This window comes from Feifania hominis, assembly GCF_014384765.1.
Lineage (GTDB): Bacteria > Bacillota > Clostridia > Oscillospirales > Feifaniaceae > Feifania > Feifania hominis.
Window position 1 is genome coordinate 622,941 of the sequence record NZ_JACRSP010000002.1, and the last position, 20,639, is coordinate 643,579.

The following is a 20,639-nucleotide window of genomic DNA, read 5'->3' on the forward strand; positions in this document are numbered from 1 at the left end:
TATCCCTCCCGCTGTTTTCTCACCTATGAATACGCGAAAACAGCCGGGAATATGCGCCTTTGACAAACTCAGGCCTTTGCGGTATATTAAGTATTTGATGATTAACTGGATTCCGGAGGTCGTATGAAGCTGCTCATTCTTTCCGATTCTCACAGCCAGATCGCGCCCATGGACGAGGTGCTGCGCGACCATCCGGACATCGCCATGGCCATCCACCTGGGCGACTATGTGCGCGACGCGAATATCGTCTCAAAGTTTCACCCGTCTCTGCCCTTTTCCACAGTGGCGGGCAACGGCGATTTTCTCTCAAACGCGCCGCTGCGCTCGATTTTTGAGTTCGGCGGCAAAACCATCTTCGCCTGTCACGGCCACGAGTACCGCGTCAAGTCGGGGCTCTCCCTTCTGCTTCAGGCTGCGCGTGATGCCGGGGCCGACATTGCGCTCTTTGGCCACACCCATGTTCCCTACAGCGACTATCACGACGGCATCTATGTGCTCAACCCCGGCTCCATCGGGTCGCCGCCCGGCGGGCGGGCGCCGTCCTACGGCATTCTCGACGTGAGCTCTGAGCGCTTCAACGGCACGCTCTGCCAATATCACGCCAAACACTCTCTGTGAGGTCAAGCTATGTATAAGCAAACCGTACGCGTTGGCATATCCAATCTCGCTTTTTCCATCGGCGCTGCTGTGGCGCTGCTTCTCTTTCTCGCTGTGCTGTCCCACTTTTCGCTGGGAGCGGCCGAGGTCCCGGTGGAACTTGCAGCAGTGGCTCTCTGCGGCGTGAGCGTTGCGATTCACTGCGCCCGAAAGAAAGTCTGCTACGTCTTCTGCATCGTCGACACCCACTTTATCATCCGCAAGGAGGAGGGCACGCGCCACACGGTTCTGCTTGACTGTAAGCTTGCGGATATCCGGGCCATCGCGCCCGCAGGCGAGCTTTCCGCCGAGTACGAGCAGCTCCCCGTGAGTGCGCACTACGCAAGCGCCCTCTCCCGGCGGCGAAACTACTGTCTGGTCTACGCTAAGCGCCACTCGGCGGCGGTTCACAAAATTCTCTTTTCGCCGAGCCCGCGCATGCTCGAGGGCTTTGAGAAGATGATTCCCCTGGTGTGTCAGGTACCCCAGTCAAAGCTCAAAAAACGTGCGGCAACCTGATTGCCGGTCCCACAGATCAAAAAAGAGACGCCTTTGAAGGCGTCTCTTTTTCTTCTCTTTCAAACTGCCTTTTTCGTGCGCCGGACTTTTTTGACCGGGTGCTTGACCCACTCGCACTCGTCGCGCAGCTCGCACTCATCGCAGCGCGGCCGCTGGGCTTTGCAGACATCGCGGCCAAAGAGTACAAGCCGGTGGCAGAAATCGTTGCTCTTGCTCAGATCGAGACACTTGCGAAGCTGCATCTCAACCTTGACCGGCTCGTCGCTTGAAGCAAGACCCAGACGGTTTGTGATGCGGATGCAGTGGGTGTCGGTCACGACGGCAGGCTTGCCGTAGACGTCACCGACAATGAGATTGGCCGTCTTGCGGCCGACGCCCGGGAGCTTCAAGAGCTCGTCGATCTCATCGGGCACGACGCCGTCATACTCGTCGAGCAGCATACGGCACATGTCCTTGATGTTTTTTCCCTTGACCTTGTAAAAGCCGCAGGGGCGCACCATCTCGGTGAGTTCTTCGAGGTCCGCGTCGGCGAAGCTCTCAAGCGTCGGGTACTTTTTGAACAGGTCCTGCGTGACAATGTTGACCCGCGCGTCGGTGCACTGCGCCGCGAGACGTACGGAAATGAGCAGCTCGTAGGGCTTTCGGTAGTCGAGCGAACACAGGGCGTCCGGGTAGCGGCGCTCGAGCTTGTCGACGACAATGGCCGCTTTCTCTTTTTTCGTCATGTTACTCCCTCTCTTATGTATGTATCTTTCTTTGCTCCCATTTTAGCACAGGTGCGCGACAAAAGAAACCTTGTTTTTTGCCTCGCCAGCCGCTATAATGGGTTTAATTTCTGGCAGATGAGGAGTGTGTTCCATGTACAATATTGACCTGGTCAAACAGGCTGACCCCGAGGTCGGCGCCGCCATTGAGGGTGAGCTCGCCCGCCAGCGCGCCCACATTGAGCTGATCGCATCGGAGAACTTTGTAAGCGAGGCCGTTCTCGCGGCCATGGCAAACCCCATGACCAACAAGTACGCCGAGGGCTACCCCGGCAAGCGCTACTACAGCGGCTGCGAGTATGTCGATGTGGTGGAAAACCTTGCGCGGGATCGCGCCTGCCAGCTCTTCGGCGCGGAACACGCGAATGTGCAGCCCCACAGCGGGGCGCAGGCGAACTTTGCCGTCTACCTCGCGCTGTGCAAGCCCGGCGACACCATCATGGGCATGAGTCTCGCCGAGGGCGGCCATCTAACCCACGGCTCCCCCGTCAACGTCTCGGGTCTCTATTTCAACTTTGTCCCCTACGGGGTCGACCCGGTCACCCATCTGATCGACTACGACAAAATGCGGCAGACCGCCCTCGAGTGCCGCCCGAAGCTAATTGTCGCCGGCGCGTCGGCCTACCCGCGCGTGATCGACTTTGAGCGCATCGCCGCTGTCGCCCGCGAAGTCGGCGCCTACTTCATGGTTGACATGGCTCACATCGCAGGGCTCGTTGCGGCAGGGCTCCACCCGAACCCGGTGCCTTTTGCCGACGTTGTGACCACCACCACTCACAAGACGCTGCGCGGGCCGCGCGGCGGTATGATCCTCTGCCGCGAGGAGCATGCAAAGGCCATCGACAAGGCCGTGTTCCCGGGCAGCCAGGGCGGGCCGCTCGAGCACATCATTGCGGCGAAAGCCGTCTGCTTCGGCGAGGCGCTGCGCCCCGAATTTAAGACCTATCAGCAGCAGATTGTCAAAAACGCAAAGGCCTTCGCCGGGGCGCTCACGGCAGAGGGCTTCGACCTTGTCAGCGGCGGCACCGACAACCACATGGCGCTGCTCGATCTGCGCTCGATGAATCTCACCGGCAAGGAGTTTTCGGCAAACCTCGAGGCCGTGAACATCACCACCAACAAAAACGCCATTCCGAACGATCCCCAGAGTCCCTTTGTCACGAGCGGCATCCGCGTGGGCACGCCGGCGGTCACTACGCGCGGCTTTGTCGAGGAGGATATGGCCGAGGTCGCAAGACTGATGAAGCTCATCGCCGTCGACCCGGCGAAGAATCACGACGAGGCGATGCGCGGCGTCGCGGCGCTGTGTGAGAAGCACCCGCTGTATTAACGGCGTGACACCCTGCCCCTTTCACCTAAGAATGACAGCTTGACAAGCGTCGCAAGGCAAAGCACATTCGCCTCGCGGCGAGATGGTATTTCTGTTGCCGCAGGCATGGCCTGCGGCAACTTTTGAGAGGAGAGTTGACCATGCAGCCCCTTGCAGACAGGCTTCGCCCGCGGACCCTCGACGAGGTCGCCGGCCAGCAGCACCTCATCGGCGCCTCGGGCGTGCTGCGCAAAATTGTCGAGAGCGGCGTCATTCCGAACATGGTCTTCTACGGCCCGCCCGGCATCGGGAAGACGACGGTCGCCAACATCATCTCCCAGGTGACAAGCCGCCGCCTCTACCGTCTCAACGGGACGACCGCCTCCATCGGCGACGTCAAGGCCATTGTCGACGAGCTCGACACCTTTCTCACGCCGGACGGGGCGCTTCTGTATCTCGACGAAATTCAGTACTTCAACAAAAAACAGCAGCAGACTCTGCTTTCCCACATGGAGAATGGCAAGCTCACGCTCATCGCCTCGACGACCGAAAACCCCTACTTCTATATCTATCCCGCCGTGCTCTCGCGGCTGACGGTCTTCGAGTTCAAGCCTCTGAAAAAGGAGGATGTGGAGAGCGTCGTTCTGCGCGCCTTTGACACGCTGCGCGGGGAGAGCGGCGAATCCTTTGTTCTGGAGCAGGGCGTCGCGGGCTATCTCGCCGCCGCCTGCGCGGGGGATGTGCGAAAGGCCGTAGGTGCGGCGGAACTCGCGTGGCTCACCTGTCCCCCGGAGGACGGACAGCGCCGGATCACTCTCGCCGCCTGCGAGGCGGTGGCGCAGCGCTCCTCCATGCGTTACGACCGCGACGGCGACAGCCACTTTGATCTGCTGTCGGCGCTTCACAAGTCGATTCGCGGCTCGGATCCCGATGCGGCGGTGCACTATCTGGCACGGCTGCTGCTCGCGGACGATCTGCCGTCGGTCTGCCGTCGGCTTCTCGCCATCGCGAGCGAGGATGTGGGGCTCGCCTGGCCGCAGGCGGTCTCCATCGTCAAGTCCTGCGTGGATTCGGCACTGCAGCTCGGCATGCCGGAGGCGCGGCTGCCTCTGACCGAGGCTGCGCTGCTGCTCGCGACGGCGCCCAAGTCAAACAGCGCTCTCATGGCCATCGAGCGGGCCATTGCCGACATTCAGGCCGGCCGCATCGGCGATGTGCCCGACCACCTGAAAGACGGCCACTACGCCGGCGCCGAAAAGCTCGGCCATGCTGTCGGCTACCGCTATCCCCATGACTTTGAACACCACTACACGCCCCAGCAGTACCTGCCCGATGAGCTCAAGGGCGCACACTACTACGACTACGGGCCAAACAAATTTGAACAGGCCAACAAAAACTACTGGGATGAGATCAAAAAGAAACACCGTTAGCTCAGAGGCCCCCGCTGCAGCGGGGGCCTCTCTCTCGGAAAATGTTAACAAAAGCCCAATTTTTTTCACATTTTATTTTTGGATTGTTTCAACTTTGGTAAAACCAGGGTCATTTCTCACCGGTATCATAAAGTCAGATCAAAAAACACCAGATATTTTTGGAGGTGTCCGATATGACAGACTATGAGAAATACAATTCCCTTTCCAACAACCAGAGCGGCAGCACGGATGAGAGAACCGTGAGCTACTACTACCACCCCGACTACTCGAATCCCTCCGGCGGCCCCTCCACAGAGCCGCCGAAGAAAAAGGCAAAGTCTCCCCGCCGCTTTTCGGGCCGCGTGCTCGCGGTGTGCCTTGCGGTCTGCATGGTCTTCTCCGGCGGTCTCGGCTTCTGGGGCGGCGTGACGGCTCTTCAAAATCAGCCGACCGTCTCCGATTCCGACAACACCTCAAAAACTCCGGTCACCCCGACGGCCGTGACCTCGGGCGATTCGCTCTCGGTCAGCCAGATTGCGGCGCTTGCGGCCGACTCGGTGGTGGAGATTGTCACCGAGAGCACCACAAACGTGTGGGACCGGCAATACACCTCTGAGGGCGCCGGCAGCGGCGTCATCATCTCCAGCGACGGCTACATCATCACCAACAACCACGTCGTGGAGGGAGCCACCAAAGTCACCATCCGCCTGAGAAACGGCGAGAGTTACAACGGGACGGTGCTCGGCACCGACAGCGAGACCGACATCGCCCTTGTTAAAATAGACGCGTCGGGCCTGACAGCCGCCACAATCGGCGACTCCGACGCACTGGTCGTCGGCGAGCTCGCCGTGGCGATCGGCAACCCGCTCGGCGAGCTCGGCGGCACCGTCACCGACGGCATCATCAGCGCCCTCGACCGCGAGATCATCCTTGAGGGCCAGACCATGAATCTTCTTCAGACCAACGCGGCCATCAACCCCGGCAACTCCGGCGGCGGCCTGTTCAACGGCAGAGGCGAACTCATCGGCATCGTGGTGGCCAAATCCACCGGCACCAATGTCGAGGGCCTGGGCTTCGCCATCCCCATCAACGACGTCAAAGATGTGATCGAAAATCTCAAGGACTACGGCTATGTTCGCGGCCGGGTGGAACTCGGCGTGACCGTTGTCACCATCACCACCCAGCAGCAGGCGGCCTACTACCGTGTCAATGAGCCCGGCGTCTACATCCAGAGTGTTGTCAGCGGCTCGGACGCGGAGCGCGCGGGGCTGCAGAGCGGCGACAAGATCGTCAAGGTAAATGACAGCGATCTCGAGTCCGGCGCAGATCTCGCAGATCTCATAGAAAACGCAAGCGTTGGCGACAGCATCAAGCTGGAAATACAGCGAAACGGCCAGAATCAGATCTTCACCATCACACTGACCGAGAAAGGTGCCGCCAACTGATCCCCGCACTCCCCAAAGGAGGTGATGCCTTGAGATAGCGGAGCAGCCATTACGATATTTACCATTCCTTTTTCACTTACAAAACTCTACCCCCTTCCTTTTTTCAAATATTGCAATACATTACTATTTGGTTCCGGTGGGACGGAAAACCGTCCCACCGGGGCCAATAGACAATTTTGTCACCCTGTGTTGATACACAGGGCTTTTTTTGTAATCCAAAAGCGACATAATTCGACACTTTGCAATATTTGACTACTTTAAGATGTTATAAATTCTTATTTATAGTTTTATATCAGCTAATTTTCACAACAATGTGCGTTATTCTATAGGCAAGGTAGGTGACTGTTGTGAAAGATCCGAATAATTTTATCGCTGCCCGGCTCGCTTCTCTCAGAACGGAGCGCAATGTCTCGGCAAGAGACATGAGTCTTACCATCGGTCAGAGCGCGAGCTATATCAACTCCATTGAATCCGGCAAAAATCTCCCGTCTATCACCGGCCTGTACTATATTTGTGATTATTTCGGCATCGAGCCAAAGGATTTCTTTGACAGCGGCGTGGGGCATCCCGCCTTGCAGGCTGAAATCATCCGGGAACTTGAGAAACTCTCAAAGGAGAACATGGAGCTGGTTTTGAATCTGGTCAAAGCCCTTGCAAAATAACCACAGAAAAAAAGCAGGCGCAGAGAGACATCTCTGCGCCTGCTTTTTTATAACAAACGAAGTGAGTTTCATAAAACACAACCTTAAATGGCGGAAACACTCTCCTGCGACCGACCTGTTTCACCACAGTTTTTTTACTTGAGCCATCGAATTGCATCGGCCAGATCTGCGTCGATGCAGATTGCCCGCGCACCGAGTTCCCTGGGAGCGGTCGCTTCACCCAAATTGAGGCAGGCGTAGCGCGCATTTTTGTTTTCAGCTGCCATGCGCCAGAAAGAAAATTTGATGATTCCCGGTGTGTTGTAGCCCACGCCCAGTTCCAGGTAGAGAACTCTTGCGCCGCTGTGTTCTTCTAGAAAGCGCTCATAGCGCAAGGCGGCGCGGTACCAGCCCTCATCCTGCACAAAAGTGTCGTCACAGCGCAGATTCATCGACATTGGCCCGCCGCAGACCGGGCAGCGGGGCAAGAGCTCAGCCGGGACGCGCAGACCGCTCTGCCGGGATGCCATCTGGCGTATGGCGGTCTCGTTGTCATAGGTTTTCTCGTGACAGGGCTTCGCGCACTGAAAGAGCCCGTAGTCACCCTGGGTGTAAAACAGGCGCTTTCGCTCAAAGCCCGCGCGCTGAAAGCAGTGGTCGACATTGGTGGTGATGACAAAGTAGTCTCTGCCGCGCACCAACTCCAGCAGAGCGGCGTAGAGCTCTCCGGGCGGCTGCTCATAGCGGTTGAGCAGAACGTAGCGGCTCCAGTAGGCCCAGAATTCCTCCGGCGAGGCATAGGGGTAAAAGCCCGCGGCATACATGTCTGTGACGTGGTATCTCTCAATGAAATCGGCGAAGTTCTCGCGAAAGCGCGCGCCGTCGTACGCAAAGCCCGCTGCGGCGGAGAGACCCGCCCCGGCGCCGATTACCACGGCGTCGGCCTCGCTGAGCGCGGCGCGAAGCCGGGCAAGCTCAGCCGAGCAGCTCGCGGTAGAACCTCTCATCATCTGGTCGGAAAACATTAAAAATCACTCTTTTCACTGTGGGTTTTTTTGACAGCTCCCGGCGAACCGTCTCCACTGCAATGCGGGCCGCACTTTCACCGGGGAAGTGAAACTCCCCCGTCGAGATGCAGCAAAATGCGATGCTGCGGCAGCCGCTCTTCTGCGCCGCCGCAAGGCAGGCGCGGTAGCAGCGTGCGAGCGCCTCGCAGTGGCGTGCAGTCAGCTCGCCCGAGACCACGGGCCCCACGGTGTGGATGACATGGCGCGCGGGAAGATTGAACCCGGGCGTGACTTTCGCCTGCCCCACAGGCTCCGGGCGGCCCAGTTCGTCCATGAGGCGGCGGCAGGCCTCGCGCAGCTCGAGGCCCGCCGCCGAGTGAATGGCGTTGTCGATGCAGCCGTGGTTGGGATGAAAGCAGCCGAGCAGTGCGCTGTTCGCGGCGTTGACGATGGCGTCGACGCGCAGGCGGGTGATGTCTCCCCGCCAGAGGACGAGCCGCCTGTCCGAGGGGACGGCGGGCAGCGCCTCGCCGTCCACCACGCCCCGTTCGACTGTCTCCAGCCGCAGAAACTCATCCTGCACCGCAAGCCACTGCCCGTCGATCGGCGCCGGCCTGCGCACATTCATCAACGCCCGCAGCAGCGCGCGCAGATGGGCGGGGTCGTCGGGGATCTCGGCGATCCCCTGCTCCCGCGCAAGGCCGCGCACCAGATAGCGAAGACGCTCAAGCTGGGTCATGGCCGCTCTCTCCTCTCTCAGCCGAAGAAGAAGCCGGCTGTCATATCAAGATAGTTGCCGCCGGTGTAGTCGGGATAGCGCTGTGCGACTGCCTGCCGAAACTGTGCGCCGTCGCAGCAGCGGGAGGCAATCTCCTTGAGATCCCGCAGATAGTCGATCTTCACGCGCACATCCTTGAGATCCTCCGGGGTGTAGTGCGAGCTCAAAATCAGCGTGCAGCCCTGTGCCAGGTAGCCCTCGAGCTGTGCGATCATCGCGTCCGCGTGCGCCGCACCCGCCACAATCGAGTGGCAGTCGTGGCCGAGCATGTGAGTGTAGACGGCGTTGATACCGGGAATGGCAATGTCGAATGCCTCGTCGGTCCCGGTGATGACAAAGTCGATGCCCGCAATGGTCAGCGGCCCCGGCTCGATGAAATCGGTCACGGTGTGAATCGAGCTGTCAAAGCCCGCGCCGAACGAGCCGGCAAACTGGTCAATCAGAGCCCGGCCGCCGCCATGGTGGCCGTATTCGTCGGCGTTTTTCGTGGCGTAGCGCCGAACGCCCGGCAGGAAGCCCGCGCCCGCCATGTGATAGGCGAGCAGTATGCCCTCGGCCGCAAGTCCCTCGCGCTCCATGTAGCGTGTGAGCTCACTGTTGTTCTCAAAGAAGCAGGGTGACTCGATGACGACGGCTCTGCCGTCTTTCGCGACGAGGAATACCTCGTTGTCAATGGGATCGTTGGTCTTGTAGGCGTAGAGCTTCATGGCTCCAAAGTCGTAGAGCGCCATCTCGCCTTTCTCAAGTTTTTCTCTCTTTACGGTGTAGCTGTTCACTGTCTGTTCCTCCCTGGAAATTTCATATGGAACGTTCCTGTGATCTCAGCCTACACCCGCCAGTATTTATTGTAAAGTAAGCACTTTTTTGTTTCGTAGTTACTAAAATGAAACCATTGTGATTTTTCAAGGGTTTTCACTTGAAGAATTTTTCAGCTGTGCTACAATAGTAGAAAAAAGGGGGCCGGCCGATGGAAAAGACAGCAAGGCCGCTGCCCGCCTGCCCGGTCGAGACGACGCTGATGCTGATCTCCGACCGGTGGAAAGTTCTGATTCTGCGCGAACTGCTCGGTGGTACGCGCCGTTTCGGCGAACTCAAAAAGGCGATTGGCAGCGTGTCTCAGAAAGTGCTCACGGCGAATCTGCGCGAGATGGAGGCGGACGACCTGCTCACCCGTCGGGTGTATGCCGAAGTGCCGCCCCGGGTGGAGTACACACTCACCGAAACGGGGTACAGTCTGCGCCCGATTCTCGACGCCATGACCGAGTGGGGCAGCGGTTACCAGAGAAAGTGCGGCCAGTAAATGAGAGCCCGCGCCAAATGGCGCGGGCTTTTCTCATCTCTTTTTTCGCGGGGCGGTCAGCGCGTGGCTCTCACGGAGCATCTGCCGCAGCGCGTCATAGTCGGTGTCCGGTCCAATGGCGGCGCTCACCCAGTGGGTCTTGTTCATGTGGTAGCCGGGCGTCACCCAGCTCGCGTAGACCTGACGCCAGAACTCGCCCTGCATGGGCTCGCACTTGAGATTGACAAAGAGCACATCGCCTCTCTCATAGATAAAAGCAAAGCACCGGCGGTTTCCCCTGTGGCGCAGCGCCGTCCAGCAGCTCCCGTCGGCCACCGTGTCAAAGGGGTAGTCCTCATAGGCGCCCGGCAGCGCAAGGCCCCAGTCGATCAGTTCCCGTCTGGTCATGTTTCTCACTCCCGGTTTCAGTATAGCAGAAAGCACGCAAACTTACAAAAAGTAAGAGAATTTTCACACTTTTCAGCGCCGGGCTCTGCTATAATAGAGCTTGATGAAACAAACCGGAGGTTCTCATGAGACAATATCGCCGTTACCGGCTCAAACGAAAATATGTGCTGCGGCGCGCGCTGCTGATTGCGGCGGCGCTGCTTCTCGCCGTCGGGCTCTTTGCGCTCGGGCGGTGGGCCGTCGGCGCGCTGACAGCTCCGGGCCCCGCCGAGCCGGCAGGCCCCGCACAGCCCGACCCGGCGCCTGTCGACCCCGTCGAGCCGCAGGCACCGCAGCTGCGCGAGGGCGACACCACCGTGAGCACTCCCCGCGCGAACATACACCGCGGCGACCTCATTCTGGTGGGCAGCCAGAACGCCTACGAATTCCCGGAGCAGGAGCCCTATGTCTCGGTCTACGAGAACAAGACCTCCTCCTACAAGGTGCGCGACCGCAACGTCCGCGTCGACGAGGCCATTGTGCCCTATCTCAACGCCATGTTTGACGAGTTTTACGCAGCCACCGGCGTGCGCGACGTGATCGTCGTATCGGGCGAGCGCAGCTACGACTCACAGAAAAATCTCTATGACAAGTACCTCGCCGAGCAGGGGGAGCAGTACGTGCGCGAGTATGTCGCGACCCCGGGCTACAGCGAGCACCACAGCGGCCTCGCCGTGGACTTGAGCATCTACAAAAGCGACGGCACCATGCACAATTACACCGACGAGGGCGACTACAGCTGGATCATCGACAACGCCTGTCTCTACGGCTTTGTGCGCCGCTACCCCGACGACAAGGTCGCGGTCACCGGCGTCAGCTATGAGCCGTGGCACTTTCGCTATGTCGGCCGGGCCCACGCCTGTCTCATGCAGCAGCGCGGACTGTGTCTGGAGGAATATCTCGAGCTGCTGCGGCAATACCCCTACGAGGGGGAGCATCTGATCTTTGACGACTCCGACGGCAGCCGCTATGAGATCTACTACGTAGAAGCCGAGGCTGAGGGCGAAACGCAGCTCCCCGTTCCGCAGGAGCTCGCCTACACCGTTTCAGGCGACAACGCCGGCGGCTTTGTCGTCACGGTGAAAACGGCATGAGGCGCGCGGGACGCCTTGTGAGCTGCCTTGCCGCGGGGACCGGGCTGGCGCTCGCAGTCTGGGCTCTCTGGCCGGGTCTCGCCGTGCGCACCTACACCGTCGAGACCGACCGTCTCGAGGCGGGCCGGCGGATTCGCCTCGTGCTGGCGAGCGATCTGCACAGCCGCGCGGGCGCGGCACAGCAAAAAATCCTCGATGAGATCGCCGCGAGCATGCCCGACGCCATTCTGCTGCCCGGCGATATCGCCGACGACCGGGAGCCCCTCGCACCGGCGGTCGACTTTGTGCGCGGCTGTGCCGACATCGCCCCGACGTTCTACGCGACCGGCAACCACGAGCACCGCGCCGGGGACCTCGGCGAAATTTTGCGCGCGTTTTCCGACGCCGGCGCCGAGATTCTGCGCGGGCGCATGACCACCATCGAGGTGCGCGGCGTGCCGGTCACCGTCGCGGGACTCGACGACCCGACAGGCGGGACCGCCGTACTCTGGCAGCGCACACTCGAAGACCTCTCAGCCGCTCTGCCGGACGAGGGCATACGCGTTCTTGTCAGCCACCGCCCCGAGCGCGCTGCGGACTATGCCGAGAGCGGCTTTGATCTCGTCGTTGCCGGCCACGCCCACGGCGGCCAGGCGCGTGTGCCTTTGCTTCTAAACGGCCTCTTTGCGCCGAACCAGGGCTTTTTCCCCGCGTACGCCGGCGGCGTCTATTCTCTTGGGCAGACGACGCTTGTCGTCGGGCGCGGGCTCGCCTTTGCCCCCAGGCTGCCCCGGGTCTGGAACCCGCCGGAGCTGGTCATCATTGACCTTGTGGGGTAATAACAAAAAGTTGAAAGACCATCTGTTATTACAGATGATCTTTTTTTGCTGCGCCTTGTTCCGCCGGGCCGTCGAGCCGGCGCCCCCGGTAGTCAAAGCGCGAGCCGTGACAGGGACAGTCCCAGCTGCGCTCATCCGGATTCCACTCGAGCGAGCAGCCGAGGTGTGGGCAGCGGGTCTCCACGGCGAAGAGCTCGCCGGTTTCGCTGCGGTAGACACCGAGCCGGCGGCCGTCGAGCTTGACGCGGCGCGCCTGCCCGGGCGCAAGATCCTCAACCGTGTGCGAAGCGCCGCCAAAGTGCTCGACCGCAATCCCCTTGACAAACTTTCCCCCGTCGCGCAGCAGATTGCCCACTCCCCGTGACGGCCCGCGCGCCGGGGTGAAGAGCTCGGCCTCGGGACAGGGCCGGTTTTCAATGAGCGCTGCGAGAATGTCGGCAGCCGCCATGGCGGTCGTCATGCCCCACTTTTGAAAACCGGTGGCCACATAGACCCGCTCCCACCGGGAGGAGTAGCGGCCGATGTAGGGCAGACCATCGATCGGCATACAGTCCTGATTGGAAAATTTATCTATAATATTACAATTTGGAAAATATTTTTGTGCCTGCTCTGCAAGCCACTCATAGCCGCCGCCCGGCTCACCGGTGCGGTGATTCGCGCCGCCGAGCAGAACATACCGCCCCGCCCGGCGCAGGGAGAGCCCGCCTCCCTTTTCATCGATGAACATGCCATCGGGCAGCTGCGCCCCCTCGAGCACGAGCACATGCGAGCGCTCCTGGTGCTGGCGCATGAAGTAGTAGCCCGGCCGGTTGAGAAAGGGATAGTGTCCGGCAAAGACGATTTGACGGGCGCGGATGCGGCCTCCCGGCGTACACGCCTCACCCTCGCGAAAGTCGGTCACCCGCGTGTTCTCGAAAATCGTCAGATCCCGCGCCACCGCCGAGAAGAAGCGCAGCGGGTGAAACTGAGCCTGGTTTTCGGTCTTCACCGCGCCCACGGTCTCAAAGGGCAGGCCGGTCTCTCGCACAAAGTGCACATCGAGCCCCGCCTCGGCCGCGGCGAGCGTCTCCTCGCGCAAAATCCGCTCGTCGTCGAGCGAGTAGACAAAGTTCGCCAGCCGCTCAAAGCCGCAGTCGATTCCCCGGCTCTGAACGAGGCTCTCGTATTCGCCGATGGCGCGGCTGTTGAGCGCGGCATAGGCGCGGGCGGCCCGCGCGCCGAACTGCTTTTTGAGCCGCGTATAGATCAGACCGTGCTGGGCTGTGATTTTGGCTGTCGTGTTGTTGGTCGCTCCGCCGCAGGTGCGCCCGGCGTCGACCAGCGTCACCTCGCGGCCGCTCTGCGTGAGCCGCAGAGCCGTCAGCAGCCCCGCCGCACCCGCGCCGATGACGAGCACATCGGTCGTCCGGTCTCCCTCGAGAGGCGGCCGGCGCTCAAAATAGTCCCTGTCATTCCAGACGCTCTTTCGCTCCATAAAAAATCACCTCTGCGATAGTTTGTACCGCGAAAGGTGATTCTTCCATCAAAATGTGCGAAATGTCAGCGCAATGAGCGCCGCGACCACGAGAAAATAGAGCAGCATGGAGAACGTCGTAAAATAGCTTCGCCCGGGCCGCTCCACCTGCGCCGTACGCGGCGCGAGACTCTCAAAGTGAATCTCCCGTCTGCGGGCGATGAGCGTCCACAGGGCAAAGACCATAAGCCCCAGATTCAGATACCCAAGCAGCCCGCCGAAGAGCAAAAACTGCTCGGGCAGCGCCAGCATGAGGATCTCGGTCGCTACGGCGTAGGCGTTGTTGATGAAGTGCAGCCGGACTGCAAGACGGATGTTTCCCGTCTGAAGCGTCACGTAGCTCAGCAGCATGCCGATCATAAAGGTCAGCGGAATCTGCTCAAAGTTGCCGTGAATCAGCGCGAAGAGAAGCGACGAGGCCAGAGCTGCGAAGAGACCGCCGTAGGGCTTGAGAGCGTGCAGCACCACGCCGCGGAAGATGAGCTCCTCTGTCACCGGGGCAATCAGGCAGGCGAAGAGGACATAGGCCACCGCACCCCAGAGCGAATCGGCCGGCAGCGACGCGGCGGAGCCCTCCGCCTCGACGCGAAAGGCCGAGAGCAGCGTGTTGAGCAGATTGTAGATCAGGATGCCGAACGTGTTGAGCCCGAGCGCGAGAGCTACATACCAGCCCGTGCGGCGCGCCGTCGGCACGCTCTCGCCGAAGAGGGCGCGCGGTGTGAGCGAGAGCTTTTTCGCGCAACGCAGCGTGGGCAGAAGATTGGCGCAGAGCATGATGAGCGCGACGAGCACATAGCCCGCGCCCGTGGTCAGCAGGACGCTGCGCCCGCCTGCGTCGAGCATCAGCGCCCACACGGCCGAGAGGCTCACGTCGGGCAGCGCCAGAATGTCGGGCAGGGCGAGCGCCAGCATCACAAGGCCCTCGAGGAGAAAGGTCAGCAAAAACTGCAGCGCGATGTTACACAGCAGCATGCGCGCCGTGTGGCCGCTGATGCGGCGCAGCAAACGCCTGTCATCCATGGCTTTGCTCCCCCTTTGGCCGCTTCATGGTAAGCGAGATGCGCTTTTTGTCAAGGTCGACCGAAAGCACCCAGACCGTGACCACCTCGCCCACTCGGAGCACCTCGCTCGGGTGGCGGATGTAGCGCTCGCAGATCTGCGAGATGTGCACAAGGCCGTCCTGGTGTACGCCGATGTCGACGAATACGCCGAAGTCGATGACATTTCGCACCGTGCCCTTGAGCTCCATGCCCGGCAGGAGATCTTTCATCTCCATCACATCGGTGCGAAGAAGCGGCGGCGGCAGCTCGTCGCGCGGGTCGCGCCCCGGCTTCTGAAGCTCTGCGACCATGTCGCGCAGCGTGGGCAGACCGACGCCGAGCTCTGCGGCGAGAGCGCTCTCGCCTATCTCGCGCACGGCGGCGCCAAGGCCGTCCAGCCGCCCCGCGGCGACATCGTCAAGTCCGTAGCCGCAGCGCTTCAGGAGCGCCCGTGCCGCCCGGTAGCTCTCGGGGTGAACCGAGGTGTTGTCGAGAATGTTGTCCCCGCCCGGAATGCGCAGAAAGCCCGCGCACTGGGTAAAGGTCTTGGGGCCGAGCTTTTTGACCTTTTTGAGCTCGTCGCGGCTGTGAAAGGGGCCGTGTTCGTCCCGGTGGGCGGCGACATTCTGCGCGACCGCGGCCGAGAGGCCCGCAATGTGGCCGAGCAGCGCCGGCGACGCCGTGTTCAGATCGACTCCGACGCTGTTGACGCAGTCCTCCACCACGCCGTCGAGCGCAGCGTCGAGCTGGGCGGGCGGCATGTCGTGCTGATACTGGCCGACGCCGATGGACTTCGGGTCGATCTTGACCAGCTCTGCGAGCGGGTCCTGAAGCCGGTGGGCGATGGAGATCGCGCTTCGCACCGTCAAATCGAGCTGCGGGTATTCGGCGGCCGCGAGCTTCGACGCCGAGTAGACCGAGGCGCCCGCCTCGCTAACCACCATATAGCTGAGCTTTCGGTCGAGGCCCGCGATGAGCTCGGCGACAAAGAGCTCCGACTCCTTTGAGGCGGTGCCGTTGCCGATGGCAATGCACTCGACATTGTGACGCTCGATGAGCTCCGTCAGGGTGCGCTTCGCCTGCTCCTTTCGGTTCTGGGGCGGGGTCGGATAGACCACCGTATGGTCGAGCAGCTTGCCTGTGGCGTCGACCACGGCGATTTTGCAGCCGGTGCGGTAGGCGGGGTCGAGCCCCATTGTCACGCGGCCGCGCACCGGCGGCTGCAGGAGAAGGGGCTTTAGGTTGAGCGCGAACATGGCGATGGCCTGCGTCGATGCGCGCTCGGTGAGCTCGGCGCGGATCTCGCGCTCGACCGACGGGGCCGCAAGGCGGCGCACACCGTCCACGGCGGCGTCGCGCACCTCGCCGGCGCAGGGGCCGCTTTTGACGAAGCGCGCGCAGGCGGCGTTCTCGAGCGCCCCCTCAGGCGTCTCGAGCGCAACTTTCAAAAAGCCCTCGCGCTCGCCGCGGTTGATCGCGAGAATGCGGTGGCTCGGAATTTTGGAGACCGGCTCGCCGTATTCGTAGTACATGTCGTAGACGGAGCTCTCCTCCTTTGCGGCGGCGGTCACAATGCGGCCGTCGCGCCGGAGGATGCGCCGCAGTTCGGCGCGCAGCTGCGCGTCGTCCGACACGCGCTCGGCGATGATGTCCCGCGCGCCCGCGAGGGCGTCCTGCACCGCCGGCACCTCCCGGTCCGCGTCGACATAGGGCGCGGCGAGTGCCGCCGGCGCCTCGCTCCCCTGGGCGAGCAGCGCGTCGGCGAGCCCCTCGAGGCCCCGCTCCATCGCGATGGTGGCGCGGGTGCGCCGCTTCGGGCGGTAGGGGCGGTAGAGATCCTCAAGCTCCGCGAGTGTCCCGGCCCGCTCAAGCGAGGCGGCGAGCTCGTCGTCGAGCTTGCCGAGGCCCTCAATCGCGGCGCGGATCTCCTCACGGCGGGCGCTCAGATTGCGCAGATACGCAAGCCTCTGCGCAAACTCGCGCAGAACCTGATCGTCGCAGGAGCCGGTCATCTCCTTGCGGTAGCGCGCAATAAAGGGAATGGTGTTGCCCTCGTCGAGCAGGGCGATGATGTTCTTCGCGTGCTCGCTTTTCAGGCCAAATTCGCCGGCGAGGCGCTCCGTCTCATTCATGGGCGCTCCTCTCTGCGGCGAAGCGGGCGGCGGTTGCCCTGCTCGTCGACGACGACCACGCTCTCGAGCTCCCGGCGCAGGCTCTCGCGGTAGGCCTCGATGTATTCGCGGCGCAGCTCGGCCTGTTCAAGGCGCTCCTTTTCGGTCAGGCCCTCGCCCTTTGCCTTGCGCGCGAGGATGTTGATGCGCTCTATTTTACTCTGTTCCATGTCATCACTCCCATGTCTTCCAGACGTCCGGGGCAAAGCCCACGGTCGCCTGCCGGCCGTTTCGCACGATGGGCGTGCGGTAGAGACCGGGATTTTCCAGCAGCTTCTGCTCGATGTCCGCCTCGTAGGCGAGGTGGGCGATGAAGAGCCGCTCATATTCCTTTGATCGCTCGTCAATGAGCGCCCGCAGCGAGCCCACCGCCCGGCGCACGCTCTCGTATTCGCCCCGGCTCAGGCCCTTTCGCATAAGATCGACGCTCTGAAAGCGGATGCCGCGCTCTTTAAACCAGCGCTCCGCCTTTCGGGTGTCGAAGCACTTCGCCCGGCCGAAAATCTGTATGTTCATCAGAAGCCCTCCGCGATATAGTCGGCAATTTCACCGAGAAAGAGCTTGCCGTAGCGCGCGAGCTTGGCGTGGCCGACGCCCGGCACCTCCAGAAGTTCCTCCGGCGAACGCGGTGCGCTGCGCGCCATCTCGTGGAGCGTGGCGTCGGTGAACACCGCGTAGGCGGGCACTCCCTGCGAGGCCGCAAGCCGCGCGCGCAGCCGCCGCAGCCGCTCGAAGAGATCGTGGTCCTCCCCCGCGAGCCAGGCCGTGCGCCGCTTCTTGCCGCGCGGCTGCCTGGCCTCGGCTTTCTCGGGCAGCTCCACGAAGAGAAACTCCCCCTCCTGCATGAGCTCGCGCGCCCGCTCCCCGGGGCGCAGCACCGGATACTCGCCCTCGGTCTGGTAGAGATAGCCCTTGGCGAGCAGATGGTCGATGATGACCCGCAGCTCCCTCTCGTCGCGTCCGCGCTCCGTGCCGTAGGAGGGCTGGCGGAAGAGGCCGCTTGAGCTCACCCGCCGCCCTGCGCTGCCGCGCAGCGCATCCACAATCAGGCCGATGCCGTAGCGGCCGCCGCTGCGCGCCACCATGTCGACAATGCGCCGCGCGGTCTCGGTGACGTCGGTCTGCTCGTGCACGGCAAGGCAGCTCGAGCAGTTGCCGCACCAGGCGGGGGCCTGCTCGCCGAAGTAGCCGAGAATCGCCGCGCGCAGACAGGTGGTCGTGACCGTGCAGTAGAATGTCATCTGGCGCAGGCGCTCGAGGTCGCGCTCGCGCACGGCTGCGAGCGTCTCGGCGTCGAGCTCCTCGTTTTCACTGGCGTGGTCGATGAAGTAGCGATTGGTGACCACATCCTGCCCCGAGTAGAGCAGAATGCAGTCGGCGGCCGACCCGTCGCGTCCGGCGCGGCCCGCCTCCTGGTAGTAGCTCTCCATATTCTTCGGCATGTTGTAGTGGATGACGAACCCGACATTTGACTTATCGATGCCCATGCCAAAGGCGTTGGTCGCCACCATGACGCGCGCGCGGTCATAGAGAAAGTCGTCCTGGTTTCGCTCGCGTTCCTCGTCCTCAAGCCCCGCGTGGTAGCGCGTGGCGTCGACGCCGAGCCGCTGCAGACGGCCGCAGACCTCCTCGACCGTCTTGCGGGTGGCACAGTAGACGATGCCCGACCGGTCGGGGTTCTCCCCCAGATAGCGGTAGAGCACCTCAAATTTGTCCGGCGGCCGCTGCACCTCAAAGTAGAGGTTCGGCCGGTCAAAGCCGGTTGTGACAACCGCCGGGTCGCGCAGCCCCAGCATGGCGACAATGTCCTCGCGCACCTGGGCGGTGGCGGTCGCCGTGAAAGCCGACACCACCGGCCGCCGCGGCAGCTGTTCTAAAAACTCGGGGATTTTCAGATAGCTCGGGCGAAAGTCCTGCCCCCACTGCGACACACAGTGGGCCTCGTCGACCGTCACCATCGAGATGTCGGCGCGCACGGCAAAGCGCAGAAACGAATCGGTGAGCAGCCGCTCGGGCGCGACGTAGATGATTTTGTACTCGCCCGCCTCGGCGTTTTGCAGCGCGCGCAGAAACTGTGCCGAAGTCAGCGAGCTGTTCAAAAACGCCGCGGCGACGCCCGCCTGGCGCAGCGCGCCTACCTGGTCTTTCATCAGCGAGATCAGCGGCGACACCACGAGTGTGATGCCCGAAAATAGCAGCGCCGGCACCTGGTAGCAGATCGACTTGCCCGCGCCCGTCGGCATGATGCCGAGCGCGTCGCGGCCGCCGCGCACGGCGGCGATGAGCTCGCTCTGCCCCGCGCGAAAGCTCTGGTAGCCGAATATTTCCTTTAAGACTGACAGTTCGTCCACTGTGGTCTTCCTCTCCTGTTTGCTTGAGTTTACAGTATACCAGAAAGCCGGCGGCAAGGAAAGCCCGCGGCGCATACAGAAGGCGCGCTGTGCTGCGCGCCCTCTGTCATCTCGGGGTTCTCTTTCTCAGCAGAATGAAGCCAACGGAGCTCAGCGCCATCAGAAGCGGATAGAAGAGATAGGGAATGATCGCAAAGGGCGTCAGCGCCGTCAGCTCCGCCGCGGACAGAAGCTGGGCCCCATAGGGTATGACCCCCTGCCAGACCGAGGCGAAGATGTCGAGCAGAGACGCCGTGCGCTTGGGCTCGACGTGGAACTCGTCGCTGATCTCCTTTGCGATGGGCCCCGCGATGACGATGGCCACGGTGTTGTTGGCGGTCGCCACATCCACCGCTGAGACAAGCGCCGCCACGCCGAATTCGGCTCCGCGCTCACTGCGTACCCGCCGGCGGATGAGCCCCATGATCCAGTCGATGCCGCCCGCCTCGCGCACGAGCCCGACAATGCCCGCCACCAGCATGGAGATCACCGTGATCTCATACATGGACTCGATTCCCCCCGCCACGACCTGAAAACACTCCGCGAGGGCAAACGCACCAGTCGCAATGCCCACGACAAGCGCGAGCGCCGTGCCCGAGAGCAGCACCACAAACACATTGACCCCCACGAGCGCGCCGACGAGAATCACCAGATACGGCAGCACGCGCCAGAGGTTGAAAGTGAGCTCTTCGCGCAGCTCAAAGGAGCTGTTCCAGGTCAGCGCGAGAAAGATGCCGACCGTGATCACCGCGGCGGGCAGAACAATGAGAAAGTTCTCCGTGAACTTGTCGCGCATGTCGCAGCCCTGGGTGCGCGCAGCGGCGATGGTGGTGTCGGAGATCATGGACAGATTGTCGCCGAACATGGCGCCGCAGACCACCGCCGCGATGCAGATGGCCATCTCAATCCCGGTCTTTTCGCTGATGCCTGCCGCAATCGGCGCGAGAGCGGCGATGGTTCCCATCGAGGTGCCCATCGACAGGGAGATGAAGCACCCGATGACAAAGAGCCCCGCCACCGCGAAACGCGCCGGCAGAACCGAAAGGCCGAGATTGACCGTACTCTCGACACCGCCCGCCGCCGACACCGCTCCCGAGAAGCCGCCCGCGAGAATGAAGATCAGACACATAGTCATGATGTTCTCCTCGCCCATGCTGCGCGCGGCAACGGCCAGCTTGTCCGAGAGTTTTCTCTTCGGGTTCAGGCAGAGCGCCACTGCAAAGGCGATGACAAAGCCCACCACCGCCGGCATGACATAGAAGTCGCCCGAGGCGACGCCAACGCCGACGAAGAGTGCAAGAAAGACCCCGATCGGCAGCAGCGCCAGAGGATTTCCCTTTTTGTTCACTGTTTCCACCCCCGTTTGTCTGTCTTCTATT

Annotated in this window: 21 protein-coding genes; 9 read left to right on the forward strand and 12 right to left on the reverse strand. The window is 62.0% G+C overall.

Annotation, left to right across the window (positions count from 1 at the left end):
- The first annotated feature begins 123 nt into the window (after positions 1 to 123).
- A complete protein-coding gene (locus H8695_RS06410; protein ID WP_249300094.1) occupies positions 124 to 618 on the forward strand; it encodes a metallophosphoesterase family protein in 495 nt (164 codons plus the stop codon).
- 9 nt (positions 619 to 627) lie between these two features.
- Positions 628 to 1,155, forward strand: coding sequence for a hypothetical protein (locus tag H8695_RS06415; protein ID WP_249300095.1), 528 nt, complete (start codon positions 628 to 630; stop codon positions 1,153 to 1,155).
- 59 nt (positions 1,156 to 1,214) lie between these two features.
- Here the strand turns inward: H8695_RS06415 and nth are convergent, their stop codons facing one another.
- Positions 1,215 to 1,880, reverse strand: a complete 666-nt coding sequence (nth, locus tag H8695_RS06420; protein WP_249300096.1) for an endonuclease III — start codon at positions 1,878 to 1,880, stop codon at positions 1,215 to 1,217.
- Positions 1,881 to 2,013: 133 nt separating this feature from the next.
- On the opposite strand from nth, the gene H8695_RS06425 reads away from it, so the two are divergent.
- From H8695_RS06425 to H8695_RS06440, 4 genes are all read left to right on the forward strand, one after another.
- Positions 2,014 to 3,249, forward strand: a complete 1,236-nt coding sequence (locus H8695_RS06425; RefSeq protein ID WP_249300097.1) for a serine hydroxymethyltransferase — start codon at positions 2,014 to 2,016, stop codon at positions 3,247 to 3,249.
- A gap of 140 nt (positions 3,250 to 3,389) precedes the next feature.
- Positions 3,390 to 4,658, forward strand: coding sequence for a replication-associated recombination protein A (locus tag H8695_RS06430; RefSeq protein ID WP_249300099.1), 1,269 nt, complete (start codon positions 3,390 to 3,392; stop codon positions 4,656 to 4,658).
- 173 nt (positions 4,659 to 4,831) lie between these two features.
- A complete protein-coding gene (locus H8695_RS06435) occupies positions 4,832 to 6,082 on the forward strand; it encodes a S1C family serine protease (RefSeq protein ID WP_249300101.1) in 1,251 nt (416 codons plus the stop codon).
- Between the two features lie 347 nt (positions 6,083 to 6,429).
- Positions 6,430 to 6,744, forward strand: coding sequence for a helix-turn-helix domain-containing protein (locus tag H8695_RS06440; RefSeq protein ID WP_346726798.1), 315 nt, complete (start codon positions 6,430 to 6,432; stop codon positions 6,742 to 6,744).
- Between the two features lie 134 nt (positions 6,745 to 6,878).
- Here H8695_RS06440 and H8695_RS06445 read toward each other — a convergent pair whose 3' ends face one another.
- From H8695_RS06445 to H8695_RS06455, 3 genes are read right to left on the reverse strand one after another with little or no spacing between them, the layout of a single operon-like run.
- Positions 6,879 to 7,733: an SIR2 family NAD-dependent protein deacylase gene (locus H8695_RS06445; protein ID WP_249300105.1), complete on the reverse strand. Its 855-nt coding sequence runs from the start codon at positions 7,731 to 7,733 to the stop codon at positions 6,879 to 6,881.
- Entirely contained in the window at positions 7,699 to 8,469 is a 771-nt protein-coding gene (locus H8695_RS06450; RefSeq protein ID WP_249300106.1) for a protein-ADP-ribose hydrolase, read from the reverse strand. The genes H8695_RS06445 and H8695_RS06450 overlap by 35 nt, the downstream gene beginning before the upstream one ends.
- Positions 8,470 to 8,486: 17 nt before the next feature.
- Positions 8,487 to 9,284, reverse strand: a complete 798-nt coding sequence (locus tag H8695_RS06455) for a hypothetical protein (RefSeq protein ID WP_249300107.1) — start codon at positions 9,282 to 9,284, stop codon at positions 8,487 to 8,489.
- A 191-nt stretch (positions 9,285 to 9,475) separates the two neighbouring features.
- Here H8695_RS06455 and H8695_RS06460 point away from each other — a divergent pair, with 191 nt between their 5' ends.
- Entirely contained in the window at positions 9,476 to 9,808 is a 333-nt protein-coding gene (locus tag H8695_RS06460) for a winged helix-turn-helix transcriptional regulator (RefSeq protein ID WP_249300108.1), read from the forward strand.
- Between the two features lie 33 nt (positions 9,809 to 9,841).
- Here H8695_RS06460 and H8695_RS06465 read toward each other — a convergent pair whose 3' ends face one another.
- A complete protein-coding gene (locus H8695_RS06465) occupies positions 9,842 to 10,195 on the reverse strand; it encodes an MmcQ/YjbR family DNA-binding protein (protein WP_249300109.1) in 354 nt (117 codons plus the stop codon).
- A 125-nt stretch (positions 10,196 to 10,320) separates the two neighbouring features.
- Between H8695_RS06465 and H8695_RS06470 the strand changes: the two genes are divergently transcribed.
- Both H8695_RS06470 and H8695_RS06475 read left to right on the forward strand, forming a co-directional pair.
- Complete coding sequence (locus H8695_RS06470) at positions 10,321 to 11,328, forward strand: M15 family metallopeptidase (protein WP_249300110.1); 1,008 nt, start codon at positions 10,321 to 10,323, stop codon at positions 11,326 to 11,328.
- On the forward strand, positions 11,325 to 12,146 hold the full coding sequence (locus H8695_RS06475) for a metallophosphoesterase (RefSeq protein ID WP_249300111.1): 822 nt from the start codon (positions 11,325 to 11,327) through the stop codon (positions 12,144 to 12,146). Before H8695_RS06470 ends, H8695_RS06475 begins: the two co-directional genes overlap by 4 nt.
- Before the next feature lie 28 nt (positions 12,147 to 12,174).
- On the opposite strand, the gene H8695_RS06480 is transcribed toward H8695_RS06475, so the two are convergent.
- From H8695_RS06480 to H8695_RS06510, 7 genes are all read right to left on the reverse strand, one after another.
- Positions 12,175 to 13,620 carry an FAD-dependent oxidoreductase gene (locus tag H8695_RS06480; RefSeq protein WP_249300112.1) on the reverse strand — a complete coding sequence of 482 codons (1,446 nt, stop codon included), beginning with the start codon at positions 13,618 to 13,620 and terminating at the stop codon, positions 12,175 to 12,177.
- 48 nt (positions 13,621 to 13,668) lie between these two features.
- Positions 13,669 to 14,679 carry a CPBP family intramembrane glutamic endopeptidase gene (locus tag H8695_RS06485; RefSeq protein WP_249300114.1) on the reverse strand — a complete coding sequence of 337 codons (1,011 nt, stop codon included), beginning with the start codon at positions 14,677 to 14,679 and terminating at the stop codon, positions 13,669 to 13,671.
- Entirely contained in the window at positions 14,672 to 16,831 is a 2,160-nt protein-coding gene (locus H8695_RS06490) for a Tex family protein (protein ID WP_249300115.1), read from the reverse strand. The genes H8695_RS06485 and H8695_RS06490 overlap by 8 nt, the downstream gene beginning before the upstream one ends.
- Positions 16,828 to 17,040, reverse strand: a complete 213-nt coding sequence (locus H8695_RS06495; protein WP_249300116.1) for a DUF896 domain-containing protein — start codon at positions 17,038 to 17,040, stop codon at positions 16,828 to 16,830. The genes H8695_RS06490 and H8695_RS06495 overlap by 4 nt, the downstream gene beginning before the upstream one ends.
- Before the next feature lie 4 nt (positions 17,041 to 17,044).
- Positions 17,045 to 17,386, reverse strand: a complete 342-nt coding sequence (locus tag H8695_RS06500) for an arsenate reductase family protein (protein ID WP_249300118.1) — start codon at positions 17,384 to 17,386, stop codon at positions 17,045 to 17,047.
- Positions 17,386 to 19,221: a DNA helicase RecQ gene (recQ, locus tag H8695_RS06505; RefSeq protein WP_249300119.1), complete on the reverse strand. Its 1,836-nt coding sequence runs from the start codon at positions 19,219 to 19,221 to the stop codon at positions 17,386 to 17,388. Before recQ ends, H8695_RS06500 begins: the two co-directional genes overlap by 1 nt.
- Positions 19,222 to 19,327: 106 nt before the next feature.
- Positions 19,328 to 20,638: a Na+/H+ antiporter NhaC family protein gene (locus H8695_RS06510; RefSeq protein WP_430413289.1), complete on the reverse strand. Its 1,311-nt coding sequence runs from the start codon at positions 20,636 to 20,638 to the stop codon at positions 19,328 to 19,330.
- Position 20,639 lies beyond the last annotated feature (1 nt).